Raw genomic sequence first — 25910 nt, 5'->3', positions numbered from 1 at the left:
AAAAACTTACCTCAATCTTCAGAAGGAATCGCCGGCATTTCTTCTTCTCCGGCAGAGTGCAGATAATCACAATCTGGATTTATGCACGATTTGTAAGTTCCATTCTTTTTGTCAAATTTTTCAACCAAAAACCAGCCGCACTTAGGACAGGTTGCGTCGATAGGTTTAAAATGACTGATAAATGAACATTTTGGATAATTTGTACATCCGTAGAAAGACTTTCCTCTTCCCTTTGATTTTCGTTCAACAATGTCGCCGTTACAGCCTTTTATCGGACATTTTGCAAGAGGAATAGACTTTGTGTTGTGGCATTCTGGAAATCCTGAGCAAGCAAGAAAAAAGCCAAATCTGCCGAGCTTTTTCACCATCGGCTTGCCGCATTTTTCGCAGACCAAATCAGTCTTTTCGTCCAAAAATCCCTTTATGCTTTCTGTATTATGCTCAACTTCTTCAACACGTTTTTTAAAAGGACCATAAAAATCGCGAATCATATCGTTCCATACGACCTTGTCTTGTTCAACTGCATCGAGTTCGTTTTCAACTTCCGCTGTAAATTTTTCGTTTATAACGTCAGGAAATGATTCTACAAGAATTTTCGAAATCATTTTCCCGAGAACCGTCGGCATAAGCTGTCTGTTATTTCTTGTTACGTAATAACGATCGAGCAAAACAGAAATAATCGGCGCATATGTAGAAGGACGTCCAATTCCTTTTTCTTCAAGCATTTTTACGATTGAAGCATCCGTATAGCGTGCGGGTCCAGAAGTAAAGTGCTGTTCAGGATAGAACTTATGAGCACTATCCAAAACTTCGCCTTCTTTTAAAGCCGGAATGTTTCCTGTAACTTCTTCCTTTGAAGAAAGAACTTTCATTACGCTGTAAAAACCTTTTTCAATGAGTTTTGAAGCGCTTACGCGGAAAAGAGCATCTCCAGCTTCAATATCAACACTTGTTGTACGTGTTTTTGCATTGTTCATCTGGCTTGAAAAAAATCTTTCCCAAATAATTGAATAAAGTCTCAATTGGTCGCGGGTAAGATATTCCTTTACGCTGTCTGGAGTGTAATCAATATAAGTCGGGCGAATACATTCATGCGCATCCTGGGCGCTTTTTCCAACTGCATAATGAATCGGCTCGGCAGGAAGCTGGTCAGGAAAATTTTTGCCAATCCATTTGCGGACATCATCGAGCGCGCTCTGTGCAATTCTGACAGAATCTGTACGCATATAAGTAATAAGACCGACACGGCTGCTTCCAATCTGAATTCCTTCGTAAAGCTGCTGTGCAACCTGCATGGTCTTTCTTGAAGTAAAACCTAGCCTGTTTGCGGCATCCTGCTGAAGTTTACTCGTCGTATACGGCGCTTTTGGGCGAACTGTTTTATCTGTGTTTTTTATTTCCTTTACTTTACATTCGGAATTTTTTATTTCTTCTATGATTTTATTGACTTCAGCTTCGTTTTTTAATTCAGGCTTTGCCCCCTTATATTTTACGAGCTGAGCCGTAAACTGGGTTTTACCTTTTATAAAATCCGCTTCCAAAGTCCAATATTCTTCAGGAATAAAATCTTCCACTTCTTTTTCACGTTCGCAAATAAGGCGCAATGCAACCGACTGAACTCGGCCTGCAGAAAGACCGTTTTTTACTTTTTCCCACAAAAGCGGACTCAAATTGTAGCCTACAAGACGGTCAAGAACACGGCGAGCTTTTTGCGCGTTTACAAGGCTTTCGTAAATACCGCGAGGATTTTTTACCGCTTCGCGAATTGCATTTGGAGTAATTTCATTAAAAACAACGCGCTTTATGTCCGCAGATGTTTTTTCTTTGATTGCGTTGTTCAAATGCCAGGCAATCGCTTCTCCTTCGCGGTCAGGATCGGATGCCAGAAATACCTGGCTGCTGTTTTTTGCATCTTTCTGCAATTCATTCAAAAGCTTTGCACGTCCGCGGACTGTTATATATTCAGGTTCAAAATTATTATCAATTTGGATTGCCATCCGGCTTTTCGGGAGATCGATAAGATGACCCATGCTCGCTTTTACCGTATAGCCTGGCCCAAGATATTTTTCAATTGTTTTTGCTTTCGCAGGAGACTCTACAATTACCAGAGTTTTTTCCGCACTCTCTTTTTTCTTAGCTGCCATTTTTTACTCCAAATTCAATCAATAAACAAATTTAACTGCTCTTCATCCTTTTTTAAGGTTATTCCGCAGAAATCTTCATTTTTTAACGCATAGTATTCTGCGTAGCTTTTTACAACAGGCGCCCCTTCAGAAACGTATCTTTCCGGAGAATTCAAGCTTTTTGCATAAGCCTTTTTTTGTCCGTTTTTTTCTCTTAAAGCCATTGCCGAAAGTTTTTGAGCATTTATTACGTCCAAAGCTTTTGATTCCTGATTAAAACACGCTTCGTGAAAAAACACATATCTGTTGTAATCAAGCGCAAGTCCTGCCGTAATCATAGCCCCGCTTCCAGCAGGCGCCTGAACAACCACAGTTGCCGGACTCAAAGCGGCAATAATTCTGTTGCGTTGCACAAAACGAAAAGGCTGGGCAGGAGTTCCAGGCGTATATTCGCTCAAAATCAATCCACCGTTTTCAACAATTTGAACGGCAATTTTTGAGTGCCCTGCAGGAATAATCGAATCAATTCCACCTGGCAAAACAGCCGCGGTTTTTGCAGATTTTCCAGCCAATGCTCCTCTATGACTTGCAATATCAATTCCATAAGCAAGACCAGAAACTACAGTTTCGCCATTATCTGACGCATCTCTTGCAAACTCAAAAGCTGCGTTTTTTCCTGTAAAAGTCGCTCTTCGAGTCCCTACAATCGAAACACAATTCGCCTTCAAGCAATCCAAATTTCCACGATAAAAAATAACATAAGGTGAATCTTTCATTTCTGTCAGCAATACGGGATAATCCGAATCTCCGAAAAAGATCCATCTTATGCCAAATTTTTGCATAAGAAAATTTGCAATTTGCGCTTTTTTTAGAACTTTTTTTCCATCCCAAGAAGTCTTTATTAAATCCCTGTTTATAATAGAAGAAAGTTCTTTATTTGACATTAACGCAATGTCATTAAAACTGTCAAGTTTTTTTTGCAAAAGAGTCTTTTCTTTGAGCGTTAAAAAAGAGGCCTCGGAAAGCATCAGCCTCTTTATGATTTCGTTTTCGCTAATTTGCATAGGAAGCATCAAGTGCAATTTTTTTATTTGCTTCTGCGCTATTTTTTTTCTGCTCAGATTTTGTTACAGAAATTATCTTATCATAAAGCGAAACAGCTTTGTCGTACTGATCTTCAACATAATATGCTCTGGCAAGAACAAACATAATGTCTGTGTTTTTTGTTTCAACACTAAGCGCAGTTTCAAGATAAGGAATTGCTTTTTCGCACTGATCAAGTTCAAATACATAGAGAACGCCAAGACCGTAAAGTGAACGGACATAACGCGGTTCTAGCTCAATCGCCCTTAAATATGCGCTTTCTGCAAGTTTTAAATAATTGAACTTTTCGGCAGAAGTTCCGCCACCCGCATTAAAATCCAGGGAAGCTTTTGCCATATAACCGGCGCAAACCCCGACATAATAAAAAAGATTTTGATTTGCAGGATAATATTGAATTGCAGTTTGAAAAGTTTTTAAGGCTTCCCCGTACATTTTTGCATCAAGATAACGTGTTGCAAGCATTTTGTACCAAATTCCAATTTGAGAATTTGCAAGCTGAATATCGGTTACACGGTCTTGATATTTTTTTATAGCGTCTTTTAATTCAGCCTCGGTCGTAGGAGAACCAACATTTTCCTCCATTTTTTGAAGACGAATTATTGTCTTGCTTGATTTTCCAGAACAGCCGCAAAAAAGGAATACGGCTAAAAAAAAGGCAAAAATTGAATTCCTTAAATTTTTTTGTGAAGATTTTTTTAGGACAATTTTTATCATTTTCTTAATCCTCCTGCTCTTCCGTTCTATGTCCCGGAAAAAACTTTTTATGAGCTTCTCTCAATTGAGAATTTTCAATATGCGTGTAAATCGTAGTCGTTGCAAGATCCGAATGACCAAGCAATTCCTGCACAGAACGCAAATCCATTCCGCCGGCGAGCAAATGGGTTGCAAAACTATGGCGCAAAGTATGAACTTTTGCATTTATCCCGCTTTTTGCTTCGTAAATTTGAAAATTCTTCCAAATTCCTTTTCTGCTCAAAGGCTTACCTTGATAATTTACAAAAACTTCATCAATTACTCTAGTACCGACCAGTTGCGGCCGAATATCATTTAAATATGCTTCAAGGCGGATTTTTGCAGCTTCTCCAAACGGCACCATCCGCTCTTTATCACCTTTTCCATGGACAATCAAAATCCTCTCTTTAAGATGAAGATTCTGTATTTTTAGTCCGGCCGCTTCGCTAATCCGAAGTCCGCAACTGTAAATAAGCTCAAACAAGGCTCTGTCGCGAATCCCCAGCGGTTTAGAAAGGTCAATTGCATTCAAAAAAGCATCAACCTGCTCAACACTCAAAACTTTTGGCAGAGAGCGGCTCGCTTTTGGTCTGTCCAAAGGAAGGGCAAAATTCTCTTTCCAATAGTTTTTTCTTTTTAAAAAAGAACCAAAAAGCCGGAGCGCCGAAATATCTTTCGCAATTGTAAGTTCGTCTGTTCCCTCAGTTTTTCTCCAGACAAGATAATAAACCAAATTTTTTGTGGTTACAGAAGAAAGCTTTATTTTTTCTTTTGCCAGCCACCTAAAAAAAAGAACAACACATTCCGCGTAAGTTTTTGCTGTATTTTCGCTAAGCCGTTCAACAGTCCTTACATCAGTATAAAACTGTTGAACAAGCATTTTTACCGTCATTTTTTATTTTTTTGAAAGATCAATGAGTTTTGAATATTTTTTTCTCAAATATGTAGGCTGATTTATATCGTTTATATCAAAATTCGGCGGAGGAACAAGGCCTGACTGCATGCGGTTAGAAACATTTTCCCTTCTTTCTTCAATAGTATTTGCCGGTTTTGCGCCGCCTGCGATTTTTGAAGCGGTGCTCTGTTCAACCACAGGAATTTCTTTTTTCTTTTCGGAAAATGTCGAAACATCTTCAAAAGAACCGCCGTTCAAAACGTTTATAAAATCGCCAAGACCGATTGTGTTTTTGTCGTTTTTTTGTTTTGCCGATGTCTGCACATTCTCTTCGACCGCAGATTCTTCCTGTTTTTCTTCAAGAACTTCAGGAGAATTAAAACCAGTAGCAACTACAGTCACGCTGATTTTATCGCCAAGTTCTGGTTCAGTATAAAGCCCCCACAAAACCTTTACATCTTTTGACGCGCTAGCCGTAATTCCTTTTACAATTTCATCACATTCATCAATACCAACGCTTTCATCGCCGCTGATTTTTACAAGAACATTTTTTGCTCCGTCAATGTGAGTATCAGAAAGAAGCTTATTGTTGATTGCCATAGAAGCAGCATCGACAGCACGGTTTTCGCCTTCCGCAACACCAATTCCAAGAATAGCATCGCCCTGACCTTTCATTACGGTATTTACATCGTTAAAGTCGCGGTTTACAACGCCAGTTTTTGTAATTATGTCAGAAATTCCCTGTACACCTTGACGCAAAATATCATCAATAATTTTAAATCCCTGCAAAACTGAAGGCTTTTTTTCTGGTCCTTCAAAAACGCGCTGGTTTGGAATCACAATTAAAGAATCAACTTCTGTTCGGAGTTTTTTTATGCCTTCTTCTGCAAGCTCGCGTCGTGCTTCACCTTCAAAATCAAAAGGAGTCGTGACTACAGCGACAGTAAGAATTCCAAGTTCTTTTGCGAGTTTTGCAACGACAGGGGCAGAGCCAGTTCCAGTTCCACCGCCCATTCCTGCCGTAATAAAAACCATATTTGTTCCCTGCAGAAGCTTTTTTAGATTTTCAGATTCCTCTTTTGCGGCTTCTTCTCCAATCTCTGGATGCATTCCAGCTCCAAGTCCTCCGGTAATTTTTTTACCGATTTGAATTTTATAGTCGGCCTTGGAAACAGCAAGATGCTGCAAATCTGTATTGAGCGCAATAAATTCAACCCCCTGAATTCCGGCATCAATCATATTATTTACGGCATTTCCGCCACAGCCACCGCAACCGATAACCTTTATTTTTGTAGGATTTACAGGTTCGATTGTTTTTACTGAAAAATCAGGTTCTGTTTTTTCCGATTTTTCCTCGTTTACGGCTAGAATATTCATTTTGTCCTCCCGCCCATATTTTTTAGCAAATCCCCATCTGCTTTTTATAAACTCCAGTTTTTAGATGTTTTTCCAGAACAAATATCGAGTTTTATCAAAACATTCTAAAAATTGACTTTTGACCTTCTAAAAAAACTTTTTGAAAAATTTCTGGATAAGTCCAATTTCATCAGAATGTTTTTCGTTCTGTCCTTTTTTACTTTTTTTGTTCGGACTGTCTGATCCGCAAAATCCTTCAAAATAACCGTTTACAAGTCCAACAGCTGTTGCAAAATCCGGTCTTCTATATTCTTCACGAATTCCACCAAAATCTCCAGGAACTCCGATTCTAACGGCAGTTGTGCCAAAAACGCTTTCAGCAAGCTGGACAACTCCAGGCATAAGCGCCCCGCCACCCGTCAAAATAATATTTCCAGACAACTGCAAATTTGCCCGGTCAATTATCTCATCTCGAATCATTGTAAAAATTTCCTGCATTCGAGGTTCAATAATTTCGCAAATTTCTGAACGAGCACAAACTTCCGGCGGACGGCCGCCAGCACCAGGAATTATAACTTCCCTTTCACCTTCCATTGCATCGAGCCAGCAGCATCCGTCTTCAATTTTAATTTTTTCAGCATTTGCGGCAGAAACTCCTTTTACGACAGCAATGTCGTTCGTAACAAGGTTGCCGCCGACAGGAATCGAAACAGTACAGACGGGAGCATCTTTATTTATGACGATTGCGTCCGTAGTTCCTCCGCCCAAATCAATTATAATTGACCCCAAATCCCTTTCTTCAGGATCCATTACAGCGTGCATGGAAGCCAAAGTTTTCAACATAATATTATCAATTGAATAACCTGCGCGTTCAATACATTGAGTTATATTTGCAATTGCAGTTTTTGAAGTGGTGATTATTAAAACTTCCGCTTCAAGCCTGACAGCAAGATTTCCAAGCGGCTCTTTGCAAGGCAGGTTTCCATCAATAATAAAATTCTGAGGAATTACATGAAGCATTTTTCTGTCATAAGGAATATTTATTGAATTTGAAGCGTCAATAACATTCTTAATGTCCTGTTTTGTAATTTCCCGTGCGCCTTTTCCGTGAGAAGCGATCGGCAAAAATCCAGTTGAATTCTGACTTTCAACTTGCTGACCGCCAATTGCAGTCACGCAAGAATAAACTTCATATCCAGCCTTTTGCTCCGCTTCTTCAATACAATTTTTTATACATTCCATTGCACTTTCACGGTTTACGATTATGCCGTTTCGTAGGCCAGCAGATGCTTTTTGAGCCGTACCGATAATTTCTATTTTGTTGTCTTCCGTAATTTCTCCAATTACAGTGCGCACATTGCTTGTACCAAGATCAAGACCAACTATAATATTGCCCAAAATATGCTCCTAAAAACAACCGTTACTTTGAAGAACGGGAATGATAAGAAATTGAACCGTAGCGCAAATCGATTACATCAACATCGCGATCCAAACCAGTCACAACGTCAAGAGTCACCATCATTTTTTGCAGCGTATCTTCGTCCAAAATACGATCTGCAAGAACCCGAAGGTGAGCTTTTAACGGAATCAAAACAAGTTCAAAATTGCCGTATTCGCGAGGAACAACATGAATTTCAGAAACTGCCGCAAAATATTTTTTGTTTACAGACTGAATTTTTGCAATCTGATCAATAAGCAAATGATATTTTGAAGGAAGCCTCATTCCCTCAGGAATATTTTCTACAGGAACTCCAGAAATAATCGGAATTGAACCGTCAACAGGAAGCTCGGCAGATTTTACAGGAAATAGTACTCCGTTTTTGTCGATTTGAACAGGCACAGTTCTGTCATTTTTATTCACAAAAGTAACTGCAACCGGCTCTCTTTCCTTTATTTTTATAAAAATTCTGTCAGGAAACCGCCGTTCAATTTCAACATCTTCGATTCCGGGAATACTTGCAATTATCGACTGAACCTGAACCTTATTGAACCGGATAAAATTTCTGTTGAGTTTTTCGCCGCAGGCATTTACAAGCTCCTGGCGAGTGCAATTATTCAAGCCGTAAAAATTTATCTTTACATTATTTAGGCACGGAAAAACAAAAATATAAACAAGCGCTTCCACAAAAAGCAAAACAAGAAGAATTGCAAACACAACCTTCAAAACCTTGCCTTTCGTGTCTTTTTTCTTATGATCCTGAACCTTAAAATCCTCAAAAGAGGTTATCATTATCTCACTCATCTTATCCCTTCTCCGTCAAAATTTTCAATTTCATTTTCTTCTTCAATTCTCGACGCATTTAGGATAAAACCGCACATTGCAAGTGTAAAAATAATTGAAGAACCGCCAGAACTAAAAAACGGCAACGGAATTCCTGTGGAAGGCAAAACTCCGCCAGCTACGCCAATATTCACAAGAGACTGCAAGACAATCATCATTCCAAAGCCAAACGAAGAAATCGCAGCAAAATAATTTCCGCAGTGCAAGCTTATTTTTACAACCCTATAAGCAAAGGCCGAAAGAATTGCAATATAAACCGCAACGCCAAAAAGCCCCATGGCTTCCGCCCAGCCTGCAAAAATATAGTCGGACTGAATTTCTGGAACTCCGCCCAATTTCGTCAAGCCAGTTCCAATTCCTTGTCCAAAAAGTCCGCCGTCAATAATTGCGCGTTTTGCGCCGTTTACCTGCCAGTTAAGCGTCTGCTCGTAACTGTCCGGCGCTAAAAAACCAACGATTCTGTTTACGCGATACGGCTCAAGAAGAATAAAAAGCGCAAAAAAAGGAATTGCAAGTCCTGCAAGAGGAATAAACATCTTTAATTTGACACCCGAAACAAAAAAAAGCAAAAGTCCTGAGCCAATTATAAAAATCCCTGTACTAAAATCTTGCTGAGCAAAAACAATTCCACCAAAAACTACAAGCCCAATAACAGCCGGAAAATCCGACCTTTCTTCTTCGAGGGAATTGCGTTGCTTGTCAAAAAGATTGGCCAAATACAAAACCATCGAAAATTTTATAGCTTCGGAAGGCTGAAAAGTTGAAAAATACGGAATTTTTATCCATCGGCGCGCACCGTTTCTTTCAACTCCAATTCCCGGTATAAAAGTCAAGACACAAAGAAAAAGAGAACCCAAAACAATAAAAGGCAGTATTTTGCGGAGTTTTTTTATATCAATCACTCCAAAAAAAATCATAAAAAGAAGCCCGATAAACGAACTTATAAGTTGCCTTTGAGTAGAATGAAACGGATTTTGATGAAAACGCATGCCGTAAGTCATAGAACAAAAATAAAGCGTTACAATTCCAATTCCCCACAATAAAACAACGAGAATTAAAAAATGAAAGTCGCTTTTTCTATAAGTTGAACTTGGTTTTTCGGCAAAAAAATTAAAATTATGCATTTTCAGTCCCACCACCGTTTAAAAGCGGAACAAGACGTTCCAATGCAATTCCATGACTTGCCTTCAGAAGAATAAAATCGCCTTCAACTGCAAAATTTTTTATTATTTCAGCAATTTTCCTGATTGAATCTTCATCGCTGTGTTCAAAATATTCAAGGCGAAGATTTTCTGCCCTCTGTCCGCAACTTTTTGCACATTCAAACCCGCTGAGCATGTCTTTTCCCACAAAAACGATCATATCCGCTCCGCCTCTTACAGCTTCAAGACCGGCTTTTTTGTGAGCTTCGCACGACTCCTGCCCAAGTTCAAGCATAGACCCGAGAACAAAAATCTTTTTTCCACTAAATTTTATGCTGCCAGCAAATTCCAAAGCTTTTTCCATAGAATCTGGATTTGCGTTGTAACAGTCTTCAAGAATTTTATATTTTCCCTTTAAAATACGGCTTCTGCCATTTAAAGGCTTTACTTTTTCAATTCCATTTTTAATCTGCCGGCTGGAAAGTCCAAGAGCGTGGCCAATTTCAACTGCGGCAAGCGCATTTAAATAATTATAGCTTCCAGGAATTGCAAGATGAACAGTTTCGCCGTCCAGCTTAAAACTCGTTCCGTCAATTCCATCATCGCTCAAAAATTCAATTCCATTGTTTTTTACATTTTTTCCATAAAAAACAATTTTTCCTTTTACACCTTCTGCTAAAAAATCAGAAAAATCATCGTTTTCGGGAATTACGGCGATTCCATCTTCCTTTAAGAAATTAAAAATCTTCTTTTTTTCTTCCGCAATTTTCTGGCGGCTTCCAAGTTTTCCAATATGAGCCGTTCCAATATTCGTAATTGCACAAAATTGAGGCTTAAAAATTTCGGCAAGCTCACCGATTTCGCCCTCACGGTTCATTCCCATTTCGAGAAGCGCAACCTGATTTTCGCTCCGAATTTCAAAACAGCTCAAAGGAAGGCCAGTTTCGCTATTCAAATTTCCTTTATTGCAGACAACATCGTATTTTTCGCTCAAAACAGATGCTATAATCTCTTTAGTTGTAGTTTTTCCGCTGGAACCTGTTACAGACACGCGAATCAAGTCCGGGAATTTCTCAACATAGCGTTCGGCAGTTTTTTGAAGCGCATAAAGGGTATTTTCAACAAGAATGAATGCAGTTTTCGGGTTATTTTCTGCCAGTTTTTTTAATTCTTCAGAAGATTTTTCAAAAGCACAGCGTGCAACAAAAACAACCGATGCGCCTTTTTCCAAAGCTTGAGGAATATATTTGTGTCCGTCCTGAAACTCTCCAATTAGAGGCACGAAAAGTGAATAAGGAACAACATTGCGGCTGTCAGTCACAACGGATTTAAAAGAAAAAAGAGAAGAATCAAAATTGCCGACAACGCTTCCTCGAACAACTTCAAGAAGCTCATTCAACGTCAAAAGAGATGTATTTGTATTTTCAGCAGCAAGATTCTTCATTTTATGTTACCCTAAATTTTAATTTTCCCCTTTAATCTCAACACGAACAATATCTTCGGTGTTGGCTTTCCGCATTCCAAGCTCTTCTTCGGCAATTTTTTCAATTCTTTCAGAACTCGAAAGCACGCTTATATCAGAAATCAATTTTCTGTTCTGTTCAACAAGCTCAACCTGTTTTTTTTCCAGTGTTTTTATCTCTGCGCTCAGTTTTTTATAGCGATAAGACTGAAACGCCTGAAAAACCAGCAAAACAGGAATCAAAAAAGTTGCAAGGCAGGCAAAAAAATATGATTTAAAAAATTTTCTTTTCATCACATAGCCTCCTCTTCGATTGCCATAAAATGCCGGGCGCTCGCATCATGGATTTTCCGCACAACACGAAGTTTTGCGCTTCTGCTTGGGGAATTCATCTTTACTTCCTGGGCAGTCGGCTCAACAGGCTTTCTGGTCAAAATTTCAGCGCAGGCAGTACCACCGCAAGTGCAGGCAGCCTGTTCCGGAGGACAAACACACTGTTTTCCTAAATTTCTAAAATAATTTTTTACAATGCGGTCTTCCAGAGAATGAAAAGTAATCACGCCCATTTTTCCACCGTCTTTCAAAACATTGAACGCACTGTGCAAAGCTTTTGGCAGACGACGCAATTCACTGTTTACAGCAATTCGCAAAGCCTGAAAAGTTCTTGTAGCTGGATGAATCTGACCGTAACGATAGTTTGCAGGAACCGCATTCCAAATGATTTCCGCAAGAGCTTTTGAAGAAGTGATTTTTCCACCCATTCTCGCTTCAACAATCGCCTTTGCAATTTTTCGGCTCATTTTTTCGTCGCTGTATAAATAAATCATATTTGCCAGTTCATCTTCTTTCCAGGAATTTACAATGTCACCTGCACTTTCCCCTTCAGAAGCATTAAGCCTCATATCCAAAGGTTCATCATGCCGAAAAGAAAATCCCCTCCCGCTTTTTTCGTAATGATAAACACTTATGCCCAAATCAAAGAGTATTAAATTCGGTCTTTCGCCAGACATATCATAATTCTCATAAAAATCATTAAACCAGCCGTTAAAAAACTTCATTCTTTCGCCAAACAAAGCAAGTCTTTCTCGTGCTCTGGCCTGAATATTTTTATCAGCATCAAGTCCAATAATATGAAGCCCTGGAAATTTGGAAAGAAAAGCAAAAGAATGTCCGCCTTCTCCCAGAGTTGAGTCAATCATCAAAGCATTTTTCTCAAAAAGCTCTCCAACAGGACTTAAATAATCCAAGCATTCCTGCAAAAGAACCGGAGTATGAACAATTTCCAACTTAAAAACTCCCGCAAACTTCAAGGAAAAACTGCACAGAAAAAAAACGTCCGGCACACAGCAGTTTTTTCAATAAAATTTATAAATTTATAGCACTAAGAGCTTCTGCCGCATCTTTTAAATCCTGCTCATTTTCTTCAAGATAAGATTTATAAGATTCACTGTCCCAAAGCTCCATATACCTGTTAATTCCAAGAATTATGCAATCTTTAGACAGTCCTGCATACTCGCGCAAGCTCTGCGGGATAGAAAGCCGTCCAGCTTTATCAAGTTCAACTTCTTGAGCTGGAGCAATAAGACTACGAAGAACAAGACGATTTTGCTTGCTGAAAGGAGATGCCGTTTCCATAATTTTAGAAGAAAGCGTCTTCCATTCTTCCAGCGTATAAAGCCATAAACAGCGGTCAAACGACTGCGTAACGATGAGGACATTTTTATCTGATTCACCGAACAACTCATTTCTAAGTTTTGCTGGAAAGAGAATTCTCCCTTTTTCGTCCAGCGTGTTCCGGTACTCACCAGTCAGAAGCTCCATTTTTTACCACTTTATTCCACTTTTTCCCACTTAAAATACATTTTAACCAATAAAATCATAAAGTCAACCACTTTTTTAGCCGATAAAATGAATATTTTAATGTTTAGAACAAAAAAAAATTGAGCAACAAAAACAAATAAACAAAAGCAACAAAAAAAATGACAGTCATAAACACATACAATGAAAATTCCCTACATCGTACGCTAAAAAACATCTACGCGCTTGAGTTCAGCGGAAAAACCGAACAAAAATCCGGACGTTTTATCTGCGACATAATCACTCAAAACGACGAGATAATCGAGATCCAAACTTCAAATATTTCTGCTCTAAAACGAAAAATCGAATATTTTCTAAACAAAAATAAAAAAATAAAAATCGTTCATCCGCTAATCGAAGAAAAAATCATAAAAACTTTTTCTCCAGACGCAACCCTTCTTTCAAAAAGAAAAAGCCCGGCAAAACAAACCGTCTACACCGCGCTCCGCTCTCTTACAGGAATTTACACATTTTTAGGAAATAAAAATCTTTCTATAGAGTTTTTAAATGTAAAAATTACAGAAATCCGCCGTCAAACAGAACAAACCGTCCAAAACAAAACAAAAAGCCGCCGGCATCTAAAAAACTATCTTGTAACCGACAAAATTCTTGAAACAATCAATTCAAAACAAATTTTCCACACAAAAGAAGACTGGAAAAACCTGCTTCCACAGTCGCTTCCAGATTTTTTTACGCCGCCAGAACTACAGCAAGCCCTTTTAAAAAAAAATTGGCCTCAGAATTTTTCAAAAACAAACATCAAATCATGCGTAAAATGCTACACGCTCTTAATCTGGCTTCTGGAAAAAATGCATCTCATAAAAAAAACAGATAAAAAGAAGGGAAAAAGCTGGATTTATAAAATCAATTAGGGCGTGCCGTTTTTTTTTACAAAAAAAAACGTCGGGTCAAACGTGGCTACAGCGCCTTCGCGCTTTCGGTGCTCTGCACCCGCATCGCGGCCACTAATGCCCCTCACGCAAAAAAAAATGGGACTATTCAAAAAGCCAATCCATCGCAATTCATAACAAATCACTTAGAATAAAACTTTTAGAACGGTCCCTTTTTTAAGAAAGTCTATCGACTACCAGTCATCCATAATATCATCTTCATCACGGTTTTCAACGTCATAAAGATCAGTTACAGCATTCAATGCATCAAAATAAATATAGTACTGACCGCGAGCAAGAGCTGGATCACAGTCAATTCTAAATCCAAGAATACGAAGTCCTGGTCTAATTCCATCGTAAGCACTCTGCTGGATAATTCCATGCTCTCCATCCGGAGTTGGAGGAATTGCAACCGTCATCTTTCTCCAGCCAGAAAATGCAAGATTTCCCATATAAAGTTCAAAGTTGTTTCCAAAATAATCCTGAACTAAAAGATAAAGACTATGTCCAATATTGCGTCCTGCTACCCAAACAGAAACAGTCTTCGTAACACCTTCAATCGGAATTGGACGAGCAGAACGGATAAAGAAAGAATTTATACCGCGTCTAAAAAATTCAACCTTAACGCCCAAAACCTTTGAATCTTCTGCATTCTCATCACCTTTTACAGGTTCTTTCATTGCTGGCGAACCGTCAAAAAGCCGGCTAGAAATCACGCCAAAATCTGGAGAAATCGAAGCATTCCAAGAGCCTTCAACTTCAAATTTATCTACAGAAATTTCACGGAGAGCCTGTTTTGCAGAATCTGCGCCGATAATTGTTGGATCAGGATCTGAAAGGCTAGAACTCTGTGCAAAAGCAATACTTGCCGCCGCCAATGTAAAAATTACAGAAATTAACTTTTTCATTATTTTGCATCCTCACTGCTTGAGCTTGATGATGAATCACCAAAATCAATATCTTTAAGCTCATATCCATCAAAAATATTGCTCAAAGTATTTGTCGTATATTTAAGCTGATCGAAGAAGATATTAAAATCATCTACAAATTCATCTGGATCAGTACGTACTCTAAAACCAACAAACATCATTGTATCAGGACCGCTACGAAGCCTTGAGTGCTGACGGATAGAAGTAGGAACTGTTACAATAACATTTTTCCAGCCGTTAAATGCAAGATTTCCGGCAGGAAGAGTATGAACGCGGCCATCAGAGTCACGAACAAGAATGTCGATGTAATAAAGATAGTTTGCGCCCCAAACCCAGAAATCTATCTGTGTGCAAGTTCCAACAAAAGGAATTTCATAAGGTTTTCCGTCAACTTCAGGGTAAACTTCAAACCAGTTTTCTCCCTTGCGTGCAAATTTAGTCTTTACACCGAGAACTTTAGGCTCGGCATTTTTATCTCTATTTAAAACTTTAAGAGAATTTGGCTGTCCAGGCACAAAATCTTTTTTCGGAAAACCTTCCTCAATGAAACGGCTTGCCTGAACACCCCAAGTCCACAACTCAGTACCAGCCATATTCTGGTATGCATTTTTTTCACCTTTATTGTCAAAATCATCAACAATAAAAGTTTCAACCGCCCTGCTGCTTGGCTGTGCAAATACCGGAGCACAGAATCCAAAAAGAAGAGCAAGACTAGTTAAAGCAACAACGCTTTTTTTCATCTAAAAACTCCTTCATGCGTATTACTTGATAATACGGCAATTTAATTATCGGCATTATTTTCTAAAATAATTATATAACATTCCAAATTATATTTTTCTCTTTGTCCTTTGTCAAACTCTTTTAGCATCATTATTTTCTAAAAACCAAAAACTTTACACGAATCTGCACATTTTCTTCTTAACTTGATTTTTCGTTTCTGACGCTGCATAATAACAGCAAGAGAACAACACCAATGGAGGCGTAGAATTTTATGGTAAATTACAAAGATTTAGGACTCGTAAACACCCGCGATATTTTCGCGAAGGCAATAAAAGGCGAATATGCAATCCCTGCCTATAACTTCAACAACATGGAACAGATGCAGGCAATTATCCAGGCCTGTGTAGAAACAAAATCTCCTGTAATTCTTCAGGTTTCAAAAGGCGCCCGCCAGTATGCAGACAAATTCATCCTCAGAAATTTAGCTCGCGGCGCAGTTGAATATGCTCATGAGCTTGGCTGCGATATTCCGATCGTCCTTCACCTTGACCACGGTCCTAGCTTTGAAGTAGCAAAAGACTGTATCGACAACGGTTTTTCTTCAGTTATGATCGACGGCTCTTCGCTTCCATACGAAGAAAACATTGCGCTCACAAAGCAGGTCGTTGACTACGCACATAAATTCGACGTTACCGTAGAAGCAGAGCTCGGCGTTCTTGCCGGAGTTGAAGACGAAGTAAGCGCGGCAGAAAGCCACTACACAAAACCGGAAGAAGTCGTAGACTTTACCCGCAAAACAGGCTGCGATTCCCTCGCAATCTCGATTGGAACTTCTCACGGCCGCTGCAAATTTACTCCGGAACAGTGCACCCGCAACGCCGACGGAATTTTAATTCCACCGCCGCTTGCCTTCGACGTTCTCGCGGAAATCGAAAAACAGCTTCCAGGATTTCCTATCGTACTGCACGGCTCATCTTCCGTGCCAATCCAGTATGTAAAAATGATTGAACAGTACGGCGGAAAAATTCCTGATTCAGTCGGAATTCCAGAAGAGCAGCTCAGGAAAGCGGCAAAATCCGCCGTTTGCAAAATCAACATCGACTCAGACGGACGCCTTGCAATGACAGCCATCATCCGCAAAGTTCTTGCAGAAAACCCGGGCGAATTTGACCCTAGAAAATACCTTGGGCCGGCCCGCGACGAGCTCAAAAAAATGTACATGCACAAAAACATCGACGTTTTAGGCTCAGCAGGACACGCGCTCGACTAGGATTTGCCACTTCTTAATAAAAAAAGGCTGTTCAAAGCAAATGCCAATTTTTTACAGGCACTGCTTTTTACAGCCTTTTTGTTTTTTTCAGGCGCAAATTTTACCGTCCAGCGTTTCTCCGTGGTTCGGTAACCCTCAGTCCTTCGGACCGGCCTTGCCGCCACTGCGGAACGGAGCGCATCTTTCTAAAAAAAACTATTTTTTCACCTTAAAACAAAATCTAAAAAGACACAAAACTGCAAAAACACCACAGGCAGAACCCCAGATCCACCAGTCAAAATCAAAATAATAAAGAGTCAAAACAAGCGAAGCAAAAACGGATTCGGCCAAAATAAAAAAAACGTTAAGCACACATTTTGCAGACTTGTTTTTTAAATTCAAATAAAAAGCCTTGACATCAGTCTCGAGCGCAAAAACTTCAAAAAGGAACATCACCGGCAAAACAAAAAGCATAAAGAACGAAAGTTCCGCATTTTTTGTAAAAAGCCAAAATGGAACATAAACGCACAAAAAAGGAAGAAAAAAATACAAAAAGCCGTCAATTCGTACCCGCCATTCATCATTCGACCACAAAATAAAAAAAACAAAAAAAAGCGACGGAATAAAAAAGCTAAAAATCCACTGCAATAAAAAGAAAAACGCGGCATCAGTTCCCTGATACTCCGGAACAAAAATACAAAATTCAAAAATTGCACAAAGAGCACAACCGCTCAAAGCGCCAAAAAGCACAATTAAAAAACGGCTTTTTAAGTATTCAAAACCTAATTTCTTATAATCAGAACACGCTTTAAAAAAAGTTACTATTGGAAACAACAAAAAAGAAAACAAATACATAGGTGCAATAAAAAATATCAGCAAAGTTCTATTTTTTCAATACAGCAGATACAAAAACAGAGAAAAAACAACTAGACAAAGAATCTCAGAATTTGATATTATGTAAAGACTTATTGATACAAGTGTTTTGTAAAACACTAGGAGGAACGTTGGCAGACATTAAAGGTTTAAGAATCAATGAACAGATTCGTGTTCGTGAAGTTCGTTTGATTGATGGTGAAGGTGAAAAGAGTGAAGTAAAAATTATTTCAACTCGCGACGCACTGGAATTAGCAAAAGAGAGAAATCTCGACCTTGTTGAAGTGTCCCCTAACGCAAATCCGCCGGTTTGCAAGATTCTTAACTTTGGTAAGTATCGGTACGAGCAGGAAAAAAGACTCCGTGATTCCCGCAAGAACCAAAAAGCCCTTAAGAATAAGGAAATCCGCATGCAGCCAAAAATCGGCGCAGGCGACCTTGACACTAAGGCAAAACATATTCAGGAATTCCTTGATGATGGTAACAAAGTAAAAGTAACGATTCGTTTCCGCGGACGTGAACTTGCCCACACAGAACTTGGATTTGATGTCCTGAAAGAAGTAGAAAAAAGACTTCGTGAAGGTTCATACGCAATTGAAAAGGCGCCAGCAATGGAAGGCCGTTTCATGTCGATGACCTTAAATTCGAAAGTCAAGTAAAGGAATGAGGTAAAGTAAAATGCCTAAGATGAAGACAAAGAAAGCCTCAGCTAAGAGATTCTCTCTTACTGGAACTGGCAAAGTAAAGTACAAGAAAATGAATCTTCGTCATATTTTGACTAAGAAATCACCAAAACGCAAAATGCACCTTCGTGGCGCTGGAATTCTTTCTGAAGATTCAGCAGCAAGAATCCGCAAACAGCAGCTTCCATACGGCTAATACCGTTAATTAAAGGAGAATAAAATGTCTAGAGCAATAGATGGAACAAAACGCAATAACCGCCGTTCAAAGATTCTTAAACTTGCAAGCGGATTTACTGGACGCCGCGGAACAAACTACAAAGCAGCAAAAGACGCTGTTGTAAAGGCTCTTCGCCACGCTTATGTTGACCGCCGAGACCGCAAAGGCGATTTCCGCCAGTTGTGGATTGCACGTATCAATGCAGCTGTTCGTGATGAAGGTCTTTCTTACTCACGCTTTATTGATGGGCTTAACAAAGCAGGTGTAACATTGAACCGAAAGGCTCTTTCAAACATGGCTATTGAAGACCCAGCAGCATTCAAAGCTGTTGTTGAAGTTGCAAAAAAAGCGCTCAGCAAATAATTTTACGGAGACGTAAAAATGATTTCACTCGATCAAGTCATTCTTCTTGAAGAAAAAGTAGAAAATGCTGTTGCGAAAATCGTACAGCTTAATGCAGAAAATGCTGCTTTGCGTAGAAAATGCGCAGAGCTCACAAACGCACTTTCAGCAAAAACGGAGCAATTTTCTAGTTTTCAGACAGATCAAGGCAAGATCGAGGAAGGAATTTTAAAGGCGCTTGAACGTTTAAATGCTGTAGAAAATGCAGTTCATACGGCAACAGCAGGTGTTCAAGCGTCTGTACAAAAACAACCGCAAATACTAGTTCAGCAAGCAGACAAAACTACAGAACAAACTTCAATTCAAAATTCTTTCGAACAAAAAAATACAGAAAACAGTTTAATTCAAGATAAAGCAGTTCAGCACTCGTTTGATACAGCAATTCCAGTTCAGAACCAGCAGACAGAACAAGAAAATTCAGTTAAGAACGAAGAATCTTCTGAAAAAACAGAGACAATTCAGCCGTCATTTGATATTTTTTAATAAACCAAAAAGGCAGTTTAATGGGAACATTGAAAATAGAGCTTTTAGGAACATCTTTTTCAATAAAAGCAAGTGAAGATGATAACTATCTTAAAAAGTTGCTTGGCTATTATAAAAATATCGTAAACGAAATTCAAAAAAGTGGAATGTTAAAATCTGAACTCCATATTTCAATTCTCGCAGGAATAATGCTCTGCGACGAACTCTACAAAGAAAAATCAAAAAGTTCAGTTTCTCAAAAAACTTCGCTCAGCAACGAAAAAGCAGAAAAACTGACTTCCGAAATGATAAAAAAACTTGATCAGGTTTTAAAAGCATAGGTGCAAAAAAATGTATTCATTTTTCATCTGGATAGATGCCGATTCCTGCCCTCTTCCTGTAAAAAATTATGTAATCGACATAGCAAAAGCAAAAAACTTAAATGTTAATTTTGTCGCAAACCATGAAATTTCCCATCCAAAGAACAACCCTCTTTTTAAAATGATTGTCTGCGAAAAAAAAGAAGGTGCCGCCGATAATTTTATTTTTGAAAATGCAAAAAACAACGACATCGTAATTACAAGGGACATTCCATTTGCAGCACGGCTTGTAGAAAAAAAAATCTTCGTAATGAATGATCGCGGAACAGCTTTTACAAAAGACAATATACACGAACGCTTGAGTGAAAGAAATTTCAACCTCAACCTTGCACAGCTTGGGCTTTCAGAAAAAAATGCAAGCCGCTACGGAATTAGAGAATTAAAAAAATTTGCAGACTGTTTTGAGCGAAAAACAAGCCAGCTTATCGTAAACGAAAATTTTTCAAAAAAGAACTAAAAAAATATCAGTCAATATCCTCAGCAGAACCATTTGTTTCAAACGCAGAATTGATTGCAATAATACGATCTTTTATCTGCAAAAAAGCCATTACCAATGATGGATCAAACTGAGTTCCGGAAAGTTTTTCGATTTCAAAAAAAGAATCTTCCAAAGACCATGCGCTTTTATAAGCACGTTTATGGCTTAGAGCGTCAAAAACATCGGCAATCGAAACAATTCTCGCGGCAAGAGGAATTTCTTCGCCTTTTAAGGGTTTTGCCTGAGGAATAGCCATTCCAGGCTCATATTTTGAAAAATCAAAATCTCCAGGATAACCTTTATCCTGCCCGTCCCACCATTCATGGTGTCTCAAGGCAACATCTCGGCACATTTCTTCGAGGGCGGATTCAGGCTCATTAAAAATCAAGGCTCCAGCGCAAGTATGACCTTTCATAATATTACGTTCGTCGCAAGTTAACCGCGGCGTTATTTTTTTGAGAATTGCGTCCTGAACGGCAACTTTTCCAAAATCATGGCATTTTGCGGCAATCTTTAAATTATCACGGTATTTTTGCTGTTCAAGGAATGGAACATTATTATTCACTGCCCAGCGGTCATAAATTTCAATCGAAAACGAAGAAACCCTTTCGACATGCTTAAAAGTTTCTTTCGGATCTCGAAACTGTGCCATAAGTTGAAGTGATTTTATCATATTTCCGATAAGACGGGCATGTTCAAGAGCCTGAACCGCACTTGCCGCAAAATGCGTAATATAAAGTTCAGCATCAGAGTCAAAAGGAATTACATTTCCATTTTCATTCTGAGCATTTATAATCTGGAGAACTCCAAGAATTTTTCCGCTGGCAATTTTTAAAGGAATACAAAACATTGAAGTTGAACGATATCCAGTTTCTTTGTCAGTCGCTTTGTTGAACGAAAATGGCAAATCTTCAGAAAGATTATAAGCATCGGCAATATTTACAGATTTTCCGGAAACCACGCAGTAACCGGCAATTGATTTTTTTGAAATAGGAAAGGAAAAAGAAACATAAGGAATTTTTGAGCCCGCAGGAACAGTTTTTAACTGGGTGTCATTTTGTGCATATTTTATTCTTAAATTATTTCCTTCAACTACATAAATCGAGCCGGCATCTGCATGAACAATTTTTCTTGCTTCCGTTAGAATTCTTTCCAGCAGAACATCCAAATCTTGAATTTCATTTAGCATTCGTTCCATCTCAATAATGCTCTGAAGTTTCTGTTCCTTTGTAGTTGAAGCCATCTCTTTCCTCTTAATTTTTAAAATAAACCTCTACCATTTTAGCACTTAAACTTAAATTCTTCTATTATTTTTATTCTATTATGCCAATTTTATGCAAAAGTGAAAAATAAAGAGGTCCTGCTCCATTGCAAGTGTCTGGCAAAACATGGCTTCCAAACTCTGTTTTTTCGCCTTCAGGCAAAGTCGCATTGCAAAAGCTGCTTACATCTGAAGAAATTTTAGGTTCACAAATTTCCACATCGTCAAATTTTTTTAACAGTTTTTTTATGATATTGTCATTTTCGTCCGGATTAAGTGCACAGGTTGAATAAACCATATATCCGTCCACATTGAGCATGCGCCATGCAGAAGACAAAAGCGACCACTGGGCAATTGCAAGAGTTTTAATTCTCGATGGCGACCAGTCTTTTAAATAATTCAAATCGCAAAGAACATGCCTTTCGGAAGAACATGGAGCGTCGAGCAAAATTCGGTCAAATCTGTTTGATTCTGCAAGGCAAAGTATAGCTCCATCTTTGCAAATTACATTGACACGTTTTTTTACATTTTCTGGAAGACAATTTTCCACAGAATGAAAAAGGCGGATTTTGCGCTCAGACGAACGTTCATTTGCCAAAAGCTCAGCATTTTTTTCCATGCAGCTTGCAAGGACAATTGTTTTTCCTCCAGGAGCGGCGCACATGTCCAAAACAGTCCTGGCATTTTTTAATGGAAGAGTTACTGCGGCGCGAACAGAAGCGCTGTCAAGAAAATAACTTTCGCTTCCGCCGGCATTAAATTCTGCAAGCTGATTTTTGCCGTAAAGAGACGGCTTCAACAAATTCCATCTTGAACCAAAAATTTCTGAATAATATGAATCAAAACCTTCGGCTCCAGAAAGTTTATTTTTTTTGTTTTTTTGTTTCATTCTTAAAAATCCGCGGCAACGACTTTAAAAGCTGGAATTTTCAGTTTTTTGCCGTCTGAATCAAAATCAAACTGCCTAAGTTCCAAAAGTCCGCCCTTAATTTTATATTCGATTATTTTTTGAACGCTTTTTTGAATTTTTTGATTAAACTCTTGAGATTCAGATGCTTTTTTGAGTAAAATTTTTGCAACAGAACCAAAACGTTTTTCGCTCAGCATAATTATATTAACACCGGCCTCAATCGCCCTAACCGCTGCATCTTCGCTCAAAAAACCATTGTCCGCCAAAGCGCCCATAAAAATATCATCGCTCAAAACAAGACCTTCAAACCCAAAATCTTCCCTCAAAACTTTTGTTACCCAAAATTCAGAAAGACAGGCAGGAATTGAAGAATCGCAATAAGAAAAGTCATCCTCAACGGTAACTCTGGCATGGCTCATAAGGACAGATGAAGACAAAGGAAGAAGTTTTTTAAACGGTTCAAGGAGTTCGTTTTTAAGCTCTTCTGAAGAAATTTTTATTTCAGGAAGACCTGTATGCGGATCGGTATTTGAATTTCCTGGAAAATGCTTTAAAACTGTCGCAATTTTTTGATTTTCAAAGGCATTTATCTCCAAAGGCGCATAAAAAAGAACTTTTTCAAGAGAACCAAAAGAGCGCGTATCCAAAAAATCGGAATTTTCCAAAGTTTCAACTTCAACAACAGGCGCAAGGTTCATATTAAAACCGAGTTCGGCCATTTGGCTAGCCTGATTTTCATAAATTTCCCGGGCTTTTGCTTCATCGAAATTTTGAGAAATATATTTTTCTGAAGGAAAATTTCCGGTAATTTTTCGGAGACGGTTGACTGAACCGCCTTCCTGATCAACCGCAATAAACGGAAGAACGTTGTTATTTTTTGAATAAAATGAATTTATAGAGTTTATAAACGAACGAACCTGCTCTTTCGAATCCGCAATATTGTAGCTAAAAAAAAGACAGCCGCCAGGAAGGAGAGGTTCGCCTTCGTTTTTTTTGCCATAAAGCGAACCTGTTTTTTCAACAGGAATATAATTTTTGTTTCCTTCTATATTGACCAAAAAAAGCTGAGAAATTCTTTCGCTTTCTGGCAACTTGTTTACAAACTGTTCAATTGCAGTTTTTTTTGAATTTTGAACTGCAATTTCGCGCAATCTTTGCTTTTCCGATTTTGAAGCACAGGATAAGATAAAAAAGGAAGTCAAAAACAGTGGAGAAAATTTGAAAAATTTTTCCACTGCTTTTTTTGTTTTTTTTAAGCTTGAATAAAAATTCATAACGATTAAACTTTAAATTTGAGAAGCATTTCGTCAATTGCAGACATTGCATCTTTTGTTTTTAAAGCAAGTTCGCTTACAATCTGAGTTGCCTGGCTAATTTGTTTTGAACCGGCAGCCATTTCGTCCATACTTCCCATAACAGTTGAAGAAATCTGAGTTACGGATTCCATATCATTGTTAATTTTTACAAAACCGTCAGAAAGCAATTTTGAACTGTCATCAACAAGAACAGATTCATCCTTCATATTTCCAAGCGCCTCCAAAATCTGAGAAGAACCGCTTGTCTGCTCTTCCATAGCATTTGAAATCTGAGAAACGAGAGGATCAACGACATTTACCTGATTGTCGATATTTTCAAAACTTGACTGAGAAAGGTCAGAAAGACGTCCGCCTTCACTAATCAAATCTGTTATATCTTTGATATTTTCTTCAATGGCCTTTGCCTGCGCGCTAGAATTTTCTGCGAGCTTTCGAATTTCGTCCGCAACAACTGCAAATCCTTTTCCAGCTTCTCCAGCGTGAGCAGATTCAATCATCGCATTCATTGCAAGGAGGTTTGTCTGGGAAGAAATTGACTTGATTGTGTTATTTGCATCGGCAAGAACAAGAGATTTTTCTTCAACCTGCTTAATAACATCAGAACATGCCTTAACATTTTCTGCACCTTCTTTAATAAGTCTTTCAAGATCTGAGAACGAAGAAGACATTTTTTCGGTAGAATCAGTTACAGAATGAATATTTCCAATCATCTGTTCAATTGCGGCAGAAGATTCTGTAATATCAGAAGTCTGAGCAACAATGTTTTCCTTAAGTTTATTCATAGAATTGCTTGAATTTTCGATAACACCTGAAACATTTTGAACAGCGTTTACCTGATTTGAAGACTGATTTTTTACAGATTCAATATTTGCCATAATTTCGGCAGTGGCGCTTGCAGTTTCCTGAGAACTTGTACCAAGTTCCTGAATAACCGCCTTAATATCGGCAGCACGCAAATGCAAATCCTTCATCAGCTGCTGAAGCAAAGCCATAAATTTGTTTACACCAGAAGACAAATCTTCAAATTCATCGCCACCACGTTCTGGAAGACGAACAGAAAGATCAGCTTCTCCGCTCGAAAGATCAATAATCGCTTTATTTGTCCTTTTTAACGGTTTGTAAACGAAAATCCAGATAAGAATCAAAGTTACAACCATAACAACAACTGTGTTTATGATATTCGCAGCAAGGACGATTCTTTTTATGCCGCTGATAGATTTATAAATTCCTGTAGCTTTCTGAGCAACAAGAAGCTTACAATCATCAAGTTCGGAAAATTCCCAGCAGTGCGCAACATAAGCCGTAGAATCTATATTGTATTCTCCAACCCAAGTATCATCATCTTCCATATCGGAAAGAACGTCGGCAGGAACATTTTGTCCGACAAGAGTTTTTAGCGTAGACGCGACAACCTTATTTTTGTAGATAACCGCAACATCGCAGCCAACTTTTTCAGGCATACGATCCAAAAATTCAGAATCACTCAAATTAGTTGTAATTTCTACAGCAGCGACAACTTCACCGTTAACATAAATCGGACGGCAAGAATCAGTTGTCAAAAGCGAGCCAGAAATCATTTTCAAGTTAGAAACAGCATTTCCTTCCAACGCAGCATGAACATCGTCATTTACAACCGCGCCCTGAGCATATTCCGGAGGCGAAATCAGATTTCCGTCAGTATCAAAAATGGCTATAAATTCCAAATCAAGCGACTCAAAAGCCATTTTTGAAACTTCACTGACAGCATCCGCCGCATTATTCGCAAGAATTCCAGAAAAAAAACTAGAAGCAAAATCTGCAACGCTGTCGCCATAAACCAGCTCTTCATTTATAAGGTCTTCGACAATAAACCTGTCGCTGGCAACACTTGCCTGCATATTCTGAAGAAGCCTTGACGAAACTATTTTTGTGAGTCCAAAAACAAGCATCATTGCCGAAATAGTCAAAACAAGAATAACAGGACAAACCAACTTAAAAAAAATTGAGCGAATACGAATTTTCATTTATATACCTTTGTTACGATTTTATCTAAATGCTATGCAAGTGTCAAAAAAAAGTTGATATATCAAAAAAGTTTTAATTTTTTGCAGGACGACACATTTCTTAAAAAAAATATCCGGCGTTTTGCCAGACATTTTTCTCAAAAACCGGCTGCTACAGGTTCGCTCACGCTCATTGCCGCGGCAGA

General features: G+C 38.6%; 27 protein-coding genes. 8 read left to right on the top strand and 19 right to left on the bottom strand.

The features are described from left to right. Nucleotides 1–11: 11 nt before the first annotated feature. The 12 genes from topA to mraZ form a co-directional block, all read right to left on the bottom strand. Entirely contained in the window at nucleotides 12–2144 is a 2133-nt protein-coding gene (gene topA, locus B4N75_RS06175; RefSeq protein WP_296667633.1) for a type I DNA topoisomerase, read from the bottom strand. 14 nt (nucleotides 2145–2158) lie between these two features. Further along, nucleotides 2159–3187: a DNA-processing protein DprA gene (gene dprA / locus B4N75_RS06170; RefSeq protein ID WP_296706871.1), complete on the bottom strand. Its 1029-nt coding sequence runs from the start codon at nucleotides 3185–3187 to the stop codon at nucleotides 2159–2161. Beyond that, on the bottom strand, nucleotides 3177–3941 hold the full coding sequence (locus B4N75_RS06165; protein ID WP_296706869.1) for a tetratricopeptide repeat protein: 765 nt from the start codon (nucleotides 3939–3941) through the stop codon (nucleotides 3177–3179). Before B4N75_RS06165 ends, dprA begins: the two co-directional genes overlap by 11 nt. A gap of 4 nt (nucleotides 3942–3945) precedes the next feature. Next, entirely contained in the window at nucleotides 3946–4851 is a 906-nt protein-coding gene (locus B4N75_RS06160) for a tyrosine recombinase (protein ID WP_296020090.1), read from the bottom strand. A gap of 3 nt (nucleotides 4852–4854) precedes the next feature. After that, on the bottom strand, nucleotides 4855–6231 hold the full coding sequence (ftsZ, locus tag B4N75_RS06155; RefSeq protein WP_296706867.1) for a cell division protein FtsZ: 1377 nt from the start codon (nucleotides 6229–6231) through the stop codon (nucleotides 4855–4857). A 126-nt stretch (nucleotides 6232–6357) separates the two neighbouring features. After that, the gene (gene ftsA / locus B4N75_RS06150) at nucleotides 6358–7608 is read right to left on the bottom strand and encodes a cell division protein FtsA (RefSeq protein ID WP_296020095.1); all 1251 of its coding nucleotides are present in this window, start codon (nucleotides 7606–7608) and stop codon (nucleotides 6358–6360) included. A 22-nt stretch (nucleotides 7609–7630) separates the two neighbouring features. Further along, nucleotides 7631–8452, bottom strand: coding sequence for a cell division protein FtsQ/DivIB (locus tag B4N75_RS06145; protein WP_296706865.1), 822 nt, complete (start codon nucleotides 8450–8452; stop codon nucleotides 7631–7633). Continuing rightward, nucleotides 8449–9615, bottom strand: coding sequence for an FtsW/RodA/SpoVE family cell cycle protein (locus tag B4N75_RS06140; protein ID WP_296020101.1), 1167 nt, complete (start codon nucleotides 9613–9615; stop codon nucleotides 8449–8451). Before B4N75_RS06140 ends, B4N75_RS06145 begins: the two co-directional genes overlap by 4 nt. After that, on the bottom strand, nucleotides 9608–11077 hold the full coding sequence (locus B4N75_RS06135; RefSeq protein WP_296667626.1) for a UDP-N-acetylmuramoyl-tripeptide--D-alanyl-D-alanine ligase: 1470 nt from the start codon (nucleotides 11075–11077) through the stop codon (nucleotides 9608–9610). Before B4N75_RS06135 ends, B4N75_RS06140 begins: the two co-directional genes overlap by 8 nt. A gap of 18 nt (nucleotides 11078–11095) precedes the next feature. After that, complete coding sequence (ftsL, locus tag B4N75_RS06130) at nucleotides 11096–11389, bottom strand: cell division protein FtsL (protein WP_296020105.1); 294 nt, start codon at nucleotides 11387–11389, stop codon at nucleotides 11096–11098. After that, nucleotides 11389–12381, bottom strand: coding sequence for a 16S rRNA (cytosine(1402)-N(4))-methyltransferase RsmH (rsmH, locus tag B4N75_RS06125; protein ID WP_296667624.1), 993 nt, complete (start codon nucleotides 12379–12381; stop codon nucleotides 11389–11391). The genes ftsL and rsmH overlap by 1 nt, the downstream gene beginning before the upstream one ends. A 79-nt stretch (nucleotides 12382–12460) precedes the next feature. Next, on the bottom strand, nucleotides 12461–12916 hold the full coding sequence (gene mraZ, locus B4N75_RS06120) for a division/cell wall cluster transcriptional repressor MraZ (protein ID WP_296667622.1): 456 nt from the start codon (nucleotides 12914–12916) through the stop codon (nucleotides 12461–12463). Between the two features lie 158 nt (nucleotides 12917–13074). Between mraZ and B4N75_RS06115 the strand changes: the two genes are divergently transcribed. After that, on the top strand, nucleotides 13075–13824 hold the full coding sequence (locus B4N75_RS06115; protein ID WP_296706863.1) for a hypothetical protein: 750 nt from the start codon (nucleotides 13075–13077) through the stop codon (nucleotides 13822–13824). A gap of 212 nt (nucleotides 13825–14036) precedes the next feature. On the opposite strand, the gene B4N75_RS06110 is transcribed toward B4N75_RS06115, so the two are convergent. Together B4N75_RS06110 and B4N75_RS06105 are read right to left on the bottom strand one after the other, a co-directional pair. Beyond that, nucleotides 14037–14750 (bottom strand): flagellar filament outer layer protein FlaA, encoded by a 714-nt coding sequence (locus B4N75_RS06110; protein WP_296020115.1) that lies wholly within the window; start codon nucleotides 14748–14750, stop codon nucleotides 14037–14039. Beyond that, entirely contained in the window at nucleotides 14750–15511 is a 762-nt protein-coding gene (locus B4N75_RS06105) for a flagellar filament outer layer protein FlaA (RefSeq protein WP_296020117.1), read from the bottom strand. The genes B4N75_RS06110 and B4N75_RS06105 overlap by 1 nt, the downstream gene beginning before the upstream one ends. A gap of 251 nt (nucleotides 15512–15762) precedes the next feature. Between B4N75_RS06105 and B4N75_RS06100 the strand changes: the two genes are divergently transcribed. After that, nucleotides 15763–16761 carry a class II fructose-bisphosphate aldolase gene (locus B4N75_RS06100; RefSeq protein WP_296020120.1) on the top strand — a complete coding sequence of 333 codons (999 nt, stop codon included), beginning with the start codon at nucleotides 15763–15765 and terminating at the stop codon, nucleotides 16759–16761. A gap of 195 nt (nucleotides 16762–16956) precedes the next feature. Here the strand turns inward: B4N75_RS06100 and B4N75_RS06095 are convergent, their stop codons facing one another. After that, complete coding sequence (locus tag B4N75_RS06095; RefSeq protein ID WP_296020123.1) at nucleotides 16957–17577, bottom strand: hypothetical protein; 621 nt, start codon at nucleotides 17575–17577, stop codon at nucleotides 16957–16959. Between the two features lie 167 nt (nucleotides 17578–17744). On the opposite strand from B4N75_RS06095, the gene infC reads away from it, so the two are divergent. The 6 genes from infC to B4N75_RS06065 are packed head-to-tail and all read left to right on the top strand — an operon-like array spanning nucleotide 17745 to nucleotide 20214. Then, nucleotides 17745–18272, top strand: coding sequence for a translation initiation factor IF-3 (gene infC, locus B4N75_RS06090; RefSeq protein ID WP_288584162.1), 528 nt, complete (start codon nucleotides 17745–17747; stop codon nucleotides 18270–18272). A 19-nt stretch (nucleotides 18273–18291) separates the two neighbouring features. Continuing rightward, nucleotides 18292–18492, top strand: a complete 201-nt coding sequence (gene rpmI / locus B4N75_RS06085; protein ID WP_078930221.1) for a 50S ribosomal protein L35 — start codon at nucleotides 18292–18294, stop codon at nucleotides 18490–18492. Nucleotides 18493–18516: 24 nt separating this feature from the next. Then, a complete protein-coding gene (gene rplT, locus B4N75_RS06080; RefSeq protein ID WP_078930220.1) occupies nucleotides 18517–18876 on the top strand; it encodes a 50S ribosomal protein L20 in 360 nt (119 codons plus the stop codon). A gap of 18 nt (nucleotides 18877–18894) precedes the next feature. Then, complete coding sequence (gene zapB / locus B4N75_RS06075) at nucleotides 18895–19398, top strand: cell division protein ZapB (protein WP_296706860.1); 504 nt, start codon at nucleotides 18895–18897, stop codon at nucleotides 19396–19398. Nucleotides 19399–19418: 20 nt separating this feature from the next. Then, nucleotides 19419–19718 (top strand): cell division protein ZapA, encoded by a 300-nt coding sequence (locus tag B4N75_RS06070; RefSeq protein ID WP_296020130.1) that lies wholly within the window; start codon nucleotides 19419–19421, stop codon nucleotides 19716–19718. Between the two features lie 10 nt (nucleotides 19719–19728). Next, nucleotides 19729–20214 (top strand): DUF188 domain-containing protein, encoded by a 486-nt coding sequence (locus B4N75_RS06065; RefSeq protein WP_296667613.1) that lies wholly within the window; start codon nucleotides 19729–19731, stop codon nucleotides 20212–20214. A gap of 7 nt (nucleotides 20215–20221) precedes the next feature. On the opposite strand, the gene B4N75_RS06060 is transcribed toward B4N75_RS06065, so the two are convergent. The 4 genes from B4N75_RS06060 to B4N75_RS06045 all read right to left on the bottom strand — a co-directional run bounded on the left by B4N75_RS06060 (nucleotide 20222) and on the right by B4N75_RS06045 (nucleotide 25725). Further along, complete coding sequence (locus B4N75_RS06060; protein WP_296706858.1) at nucleotides 20222–21478, bottom strand: HD family phosphohydrolase; 1257 nt, start codon at nucleotides 21476–21478, stop codon at nucleotides 20222–20224. Nucleotides 21479–21548: 70 nt separating this feature from the next. Next, nucleotides 21549–22385 (bottom strand): SAM-dependent methyltransferase, encoded by an 837-nt coding sequence (locus B4N75_RS06055; RefSeq protein WP_296667607.1) that lies wholly within the window; start codon nucleotides 22383–22385, stop codon nucleotides 21549–21551. A gap of 2 nt (nucleotides 22386–22387) precedes the next feature. Next, the gene (locus tag B4N75_RS06050) at nucleotides 22388–23557 is read right to left on the bottom strand and encodes a glycoside hydrolase family 3 N-terminal domain-containing protein (protein ID WP_296706856.1); all 1170 of its coding nucleotides are present in this window, start codon (nucleotides 23555–23557) and stop codon (nucleotides 22388–22390) included. A 128-nt stretch (nucleotides 23558–23685) separates the two neighbouring features. Continuing rightward, nucleotides 23686–25725 carry a methyl-accepting chemotaxis protein gene (locus B4N75_RS06045; RefSeq protein ID WP_296667604.1) on the bottom strand — a complete coding sequence of 680 codons (2040 nt, stop codon included), beginning with the start codon at nucleotides 25723–25725 and terminating at the stop codon, nucleotides 23686–23688. Nucleotides 25726–25910: the final 185 nt, after the last annotated feature.

Source organism: Treponema sp. UBA7570, assembly GCA_002477955.1.
GTDB lineage: Bacteria > Spirochaetota > Spirochaetia > Treponematales > Treponemataceae > Treponema_D.
This window is presented reverse-complemented; position numbering and strand designations above follow the sequence as displayed.

Excerpts from the sequence above, each read along its gene's own strand:
- topA (WP_296667633.1), bottom strand. The coding sequence starts at position 2,144 with ATGGCAGCTAAGAAAAAAGAGAGTGCGGAAAAAACTCTGGTAATTGTA.
- dprA (WP_296706871.1), bottom strand. The coding sequence starts at position 3,187 with ATGCAAATTAGCGAAAACGAAATCATAAAGAGGCTGATGCTTTCCGAG.
- B4N75_RS06165 (WP_296706869.1), bottom strand. The coding sequence starts at position 3,941 with ATGATAAAAATTGTCCTAAAAAAATCTTCACAAAAAAATTTAAGGAAT.
- B4N75_RS06160 (WP_296020090.1), bottom strand. The coding sequence starts at position 4,851 with ATGACGGTAAAAATGCTTGTTCAACAGTTTTATACTGATGTAAGGACT.
- ftsZ (WP_296706867.1), bottom strand. The coding sequence starts at position 6,231 with ATGAATATTCTAGCCGTAAACGAGGAAAAATCGGAAAAAACAGAACCT.
- B4N75_RS06145 (WP_296706865.1), bottom strand. The coding sequence starts at position 8,452 with ATGAGTGAGATAATGATAACCTCTTTTGAGGATTTTAAGGTTCAGGAT.
- B4N75_RS06140 (WP_296020101.1), bottom strand. The coding sequence starts at position 9,615 with ATGCATAATTTTAATTTTTTTGCCGAAAAACCAAGTTCAACTTATAGA.
- B4N75_RS06135 (WP_296667626.1), bottom strand. The coding sequence starts at position 11,077 with ATGAAGAATCTTGCTGCTGAAAATACAAATACATCTCTTTTGACGTTG.
- ftsL (WP_296020105.1), bottom strand. The coding sequence starts at position 11,389 with ATGAAAAGAAAATTTTTTAAATCATATTTTTTTGCCTGCCTTGCAACT.
- mraZ (WP_296667622.1), bottom strand. The coding sequence starts at position 12,916 with ATGGAGCTTCTGACTGGTGAGTACCGGAACACGCTGGACGAAAAAGGG.
- B4N75_RS06115 (WP_296706863.1), top strand. The coding sequence starts at position 13,075 with ATGACAGTCATAAACACATACAATGAAAATTCCCTACATCGTACGCTA.
- B4N75_RS06110 (WP_296020115.1), bottom strand. The coding sequence starts at position 14,750 with ATGAAAAAGTTAATTTCTGTAATTTTTACATTGGCGGCGGCAAGTATT.
- B4N75_RS06105 (WP_296020117.1), bottom strand. The coding sequence starts at position 15,511 with ATGAAAAAAAGCGTTGTTGCTTTAACTAGTCTTGCTCTTCTTTTTGGA.
- B4N75_RS06100 (WP_296020120.1), top strand. The coding sequence starts at position 15,763 with ATGGTAAATTACAAAGATTTAGGACTCGTAAACACCCGCGATATTTTC.
- rpmI (WP_078930221.1), top strand. The coding sequence starts at position 18,292 with ATGCCTAAGATGAAGACAAAGAAAGCCTCAGCTAAGAGATTCTCTCTT.
- rplT (WP_078930220.1), top strand. The coding sequence starts at position 18,517 with ATGTCTAGAGCAATAGATGGAACAAAACGCAATAACCGCCGTTCAAAG.
- zapB (WP_296706860.1), top strand. The coding sequence starts at position 18,895 with ATGATTTCACTCGATCAAGTCATTCTTCTTGAAGAAAAAGTAGAAAAT.
- B4N75_RS06070 (WP_296020130.1), top strand. The coding sequence starts at position 19,419 with ATGGGAACATTGAAAATAGAGCTTTTAGGAACATCTTTTTCAATAAAA.
- B4N75_RS06065 (WP_296667613.1), top strand. The coding sequence starts at position 19,729 with ATGTATTCATTTTTCATCTGGATAGATGCCGATTCCTGCCCTCTTCCT.
- B4N75_RS06060 (WP_296706858.1), bottom strand. The coding sequence starts at position 21,478 with ATGGCTTCAACTACAAAGGAACAGAAACTTCAGAGCATTATTGAGATG.
- B4N75_RS06055 (WP_296667607.1), bottom strand. The coding sequence starts at position 22,385 with ATGAAACAAAAAAACAAAAAAAATAAACTTTCTGGAGCCGAAGGTTTT.
- B4N75_RS06045 (WP_296667604.1), bottom strand. The coding sequence starts at position 25,725 with ATGAAAATTCGTATTCGCTCAATTTTTTTTAAGTTGGTTTGTCCTGTT.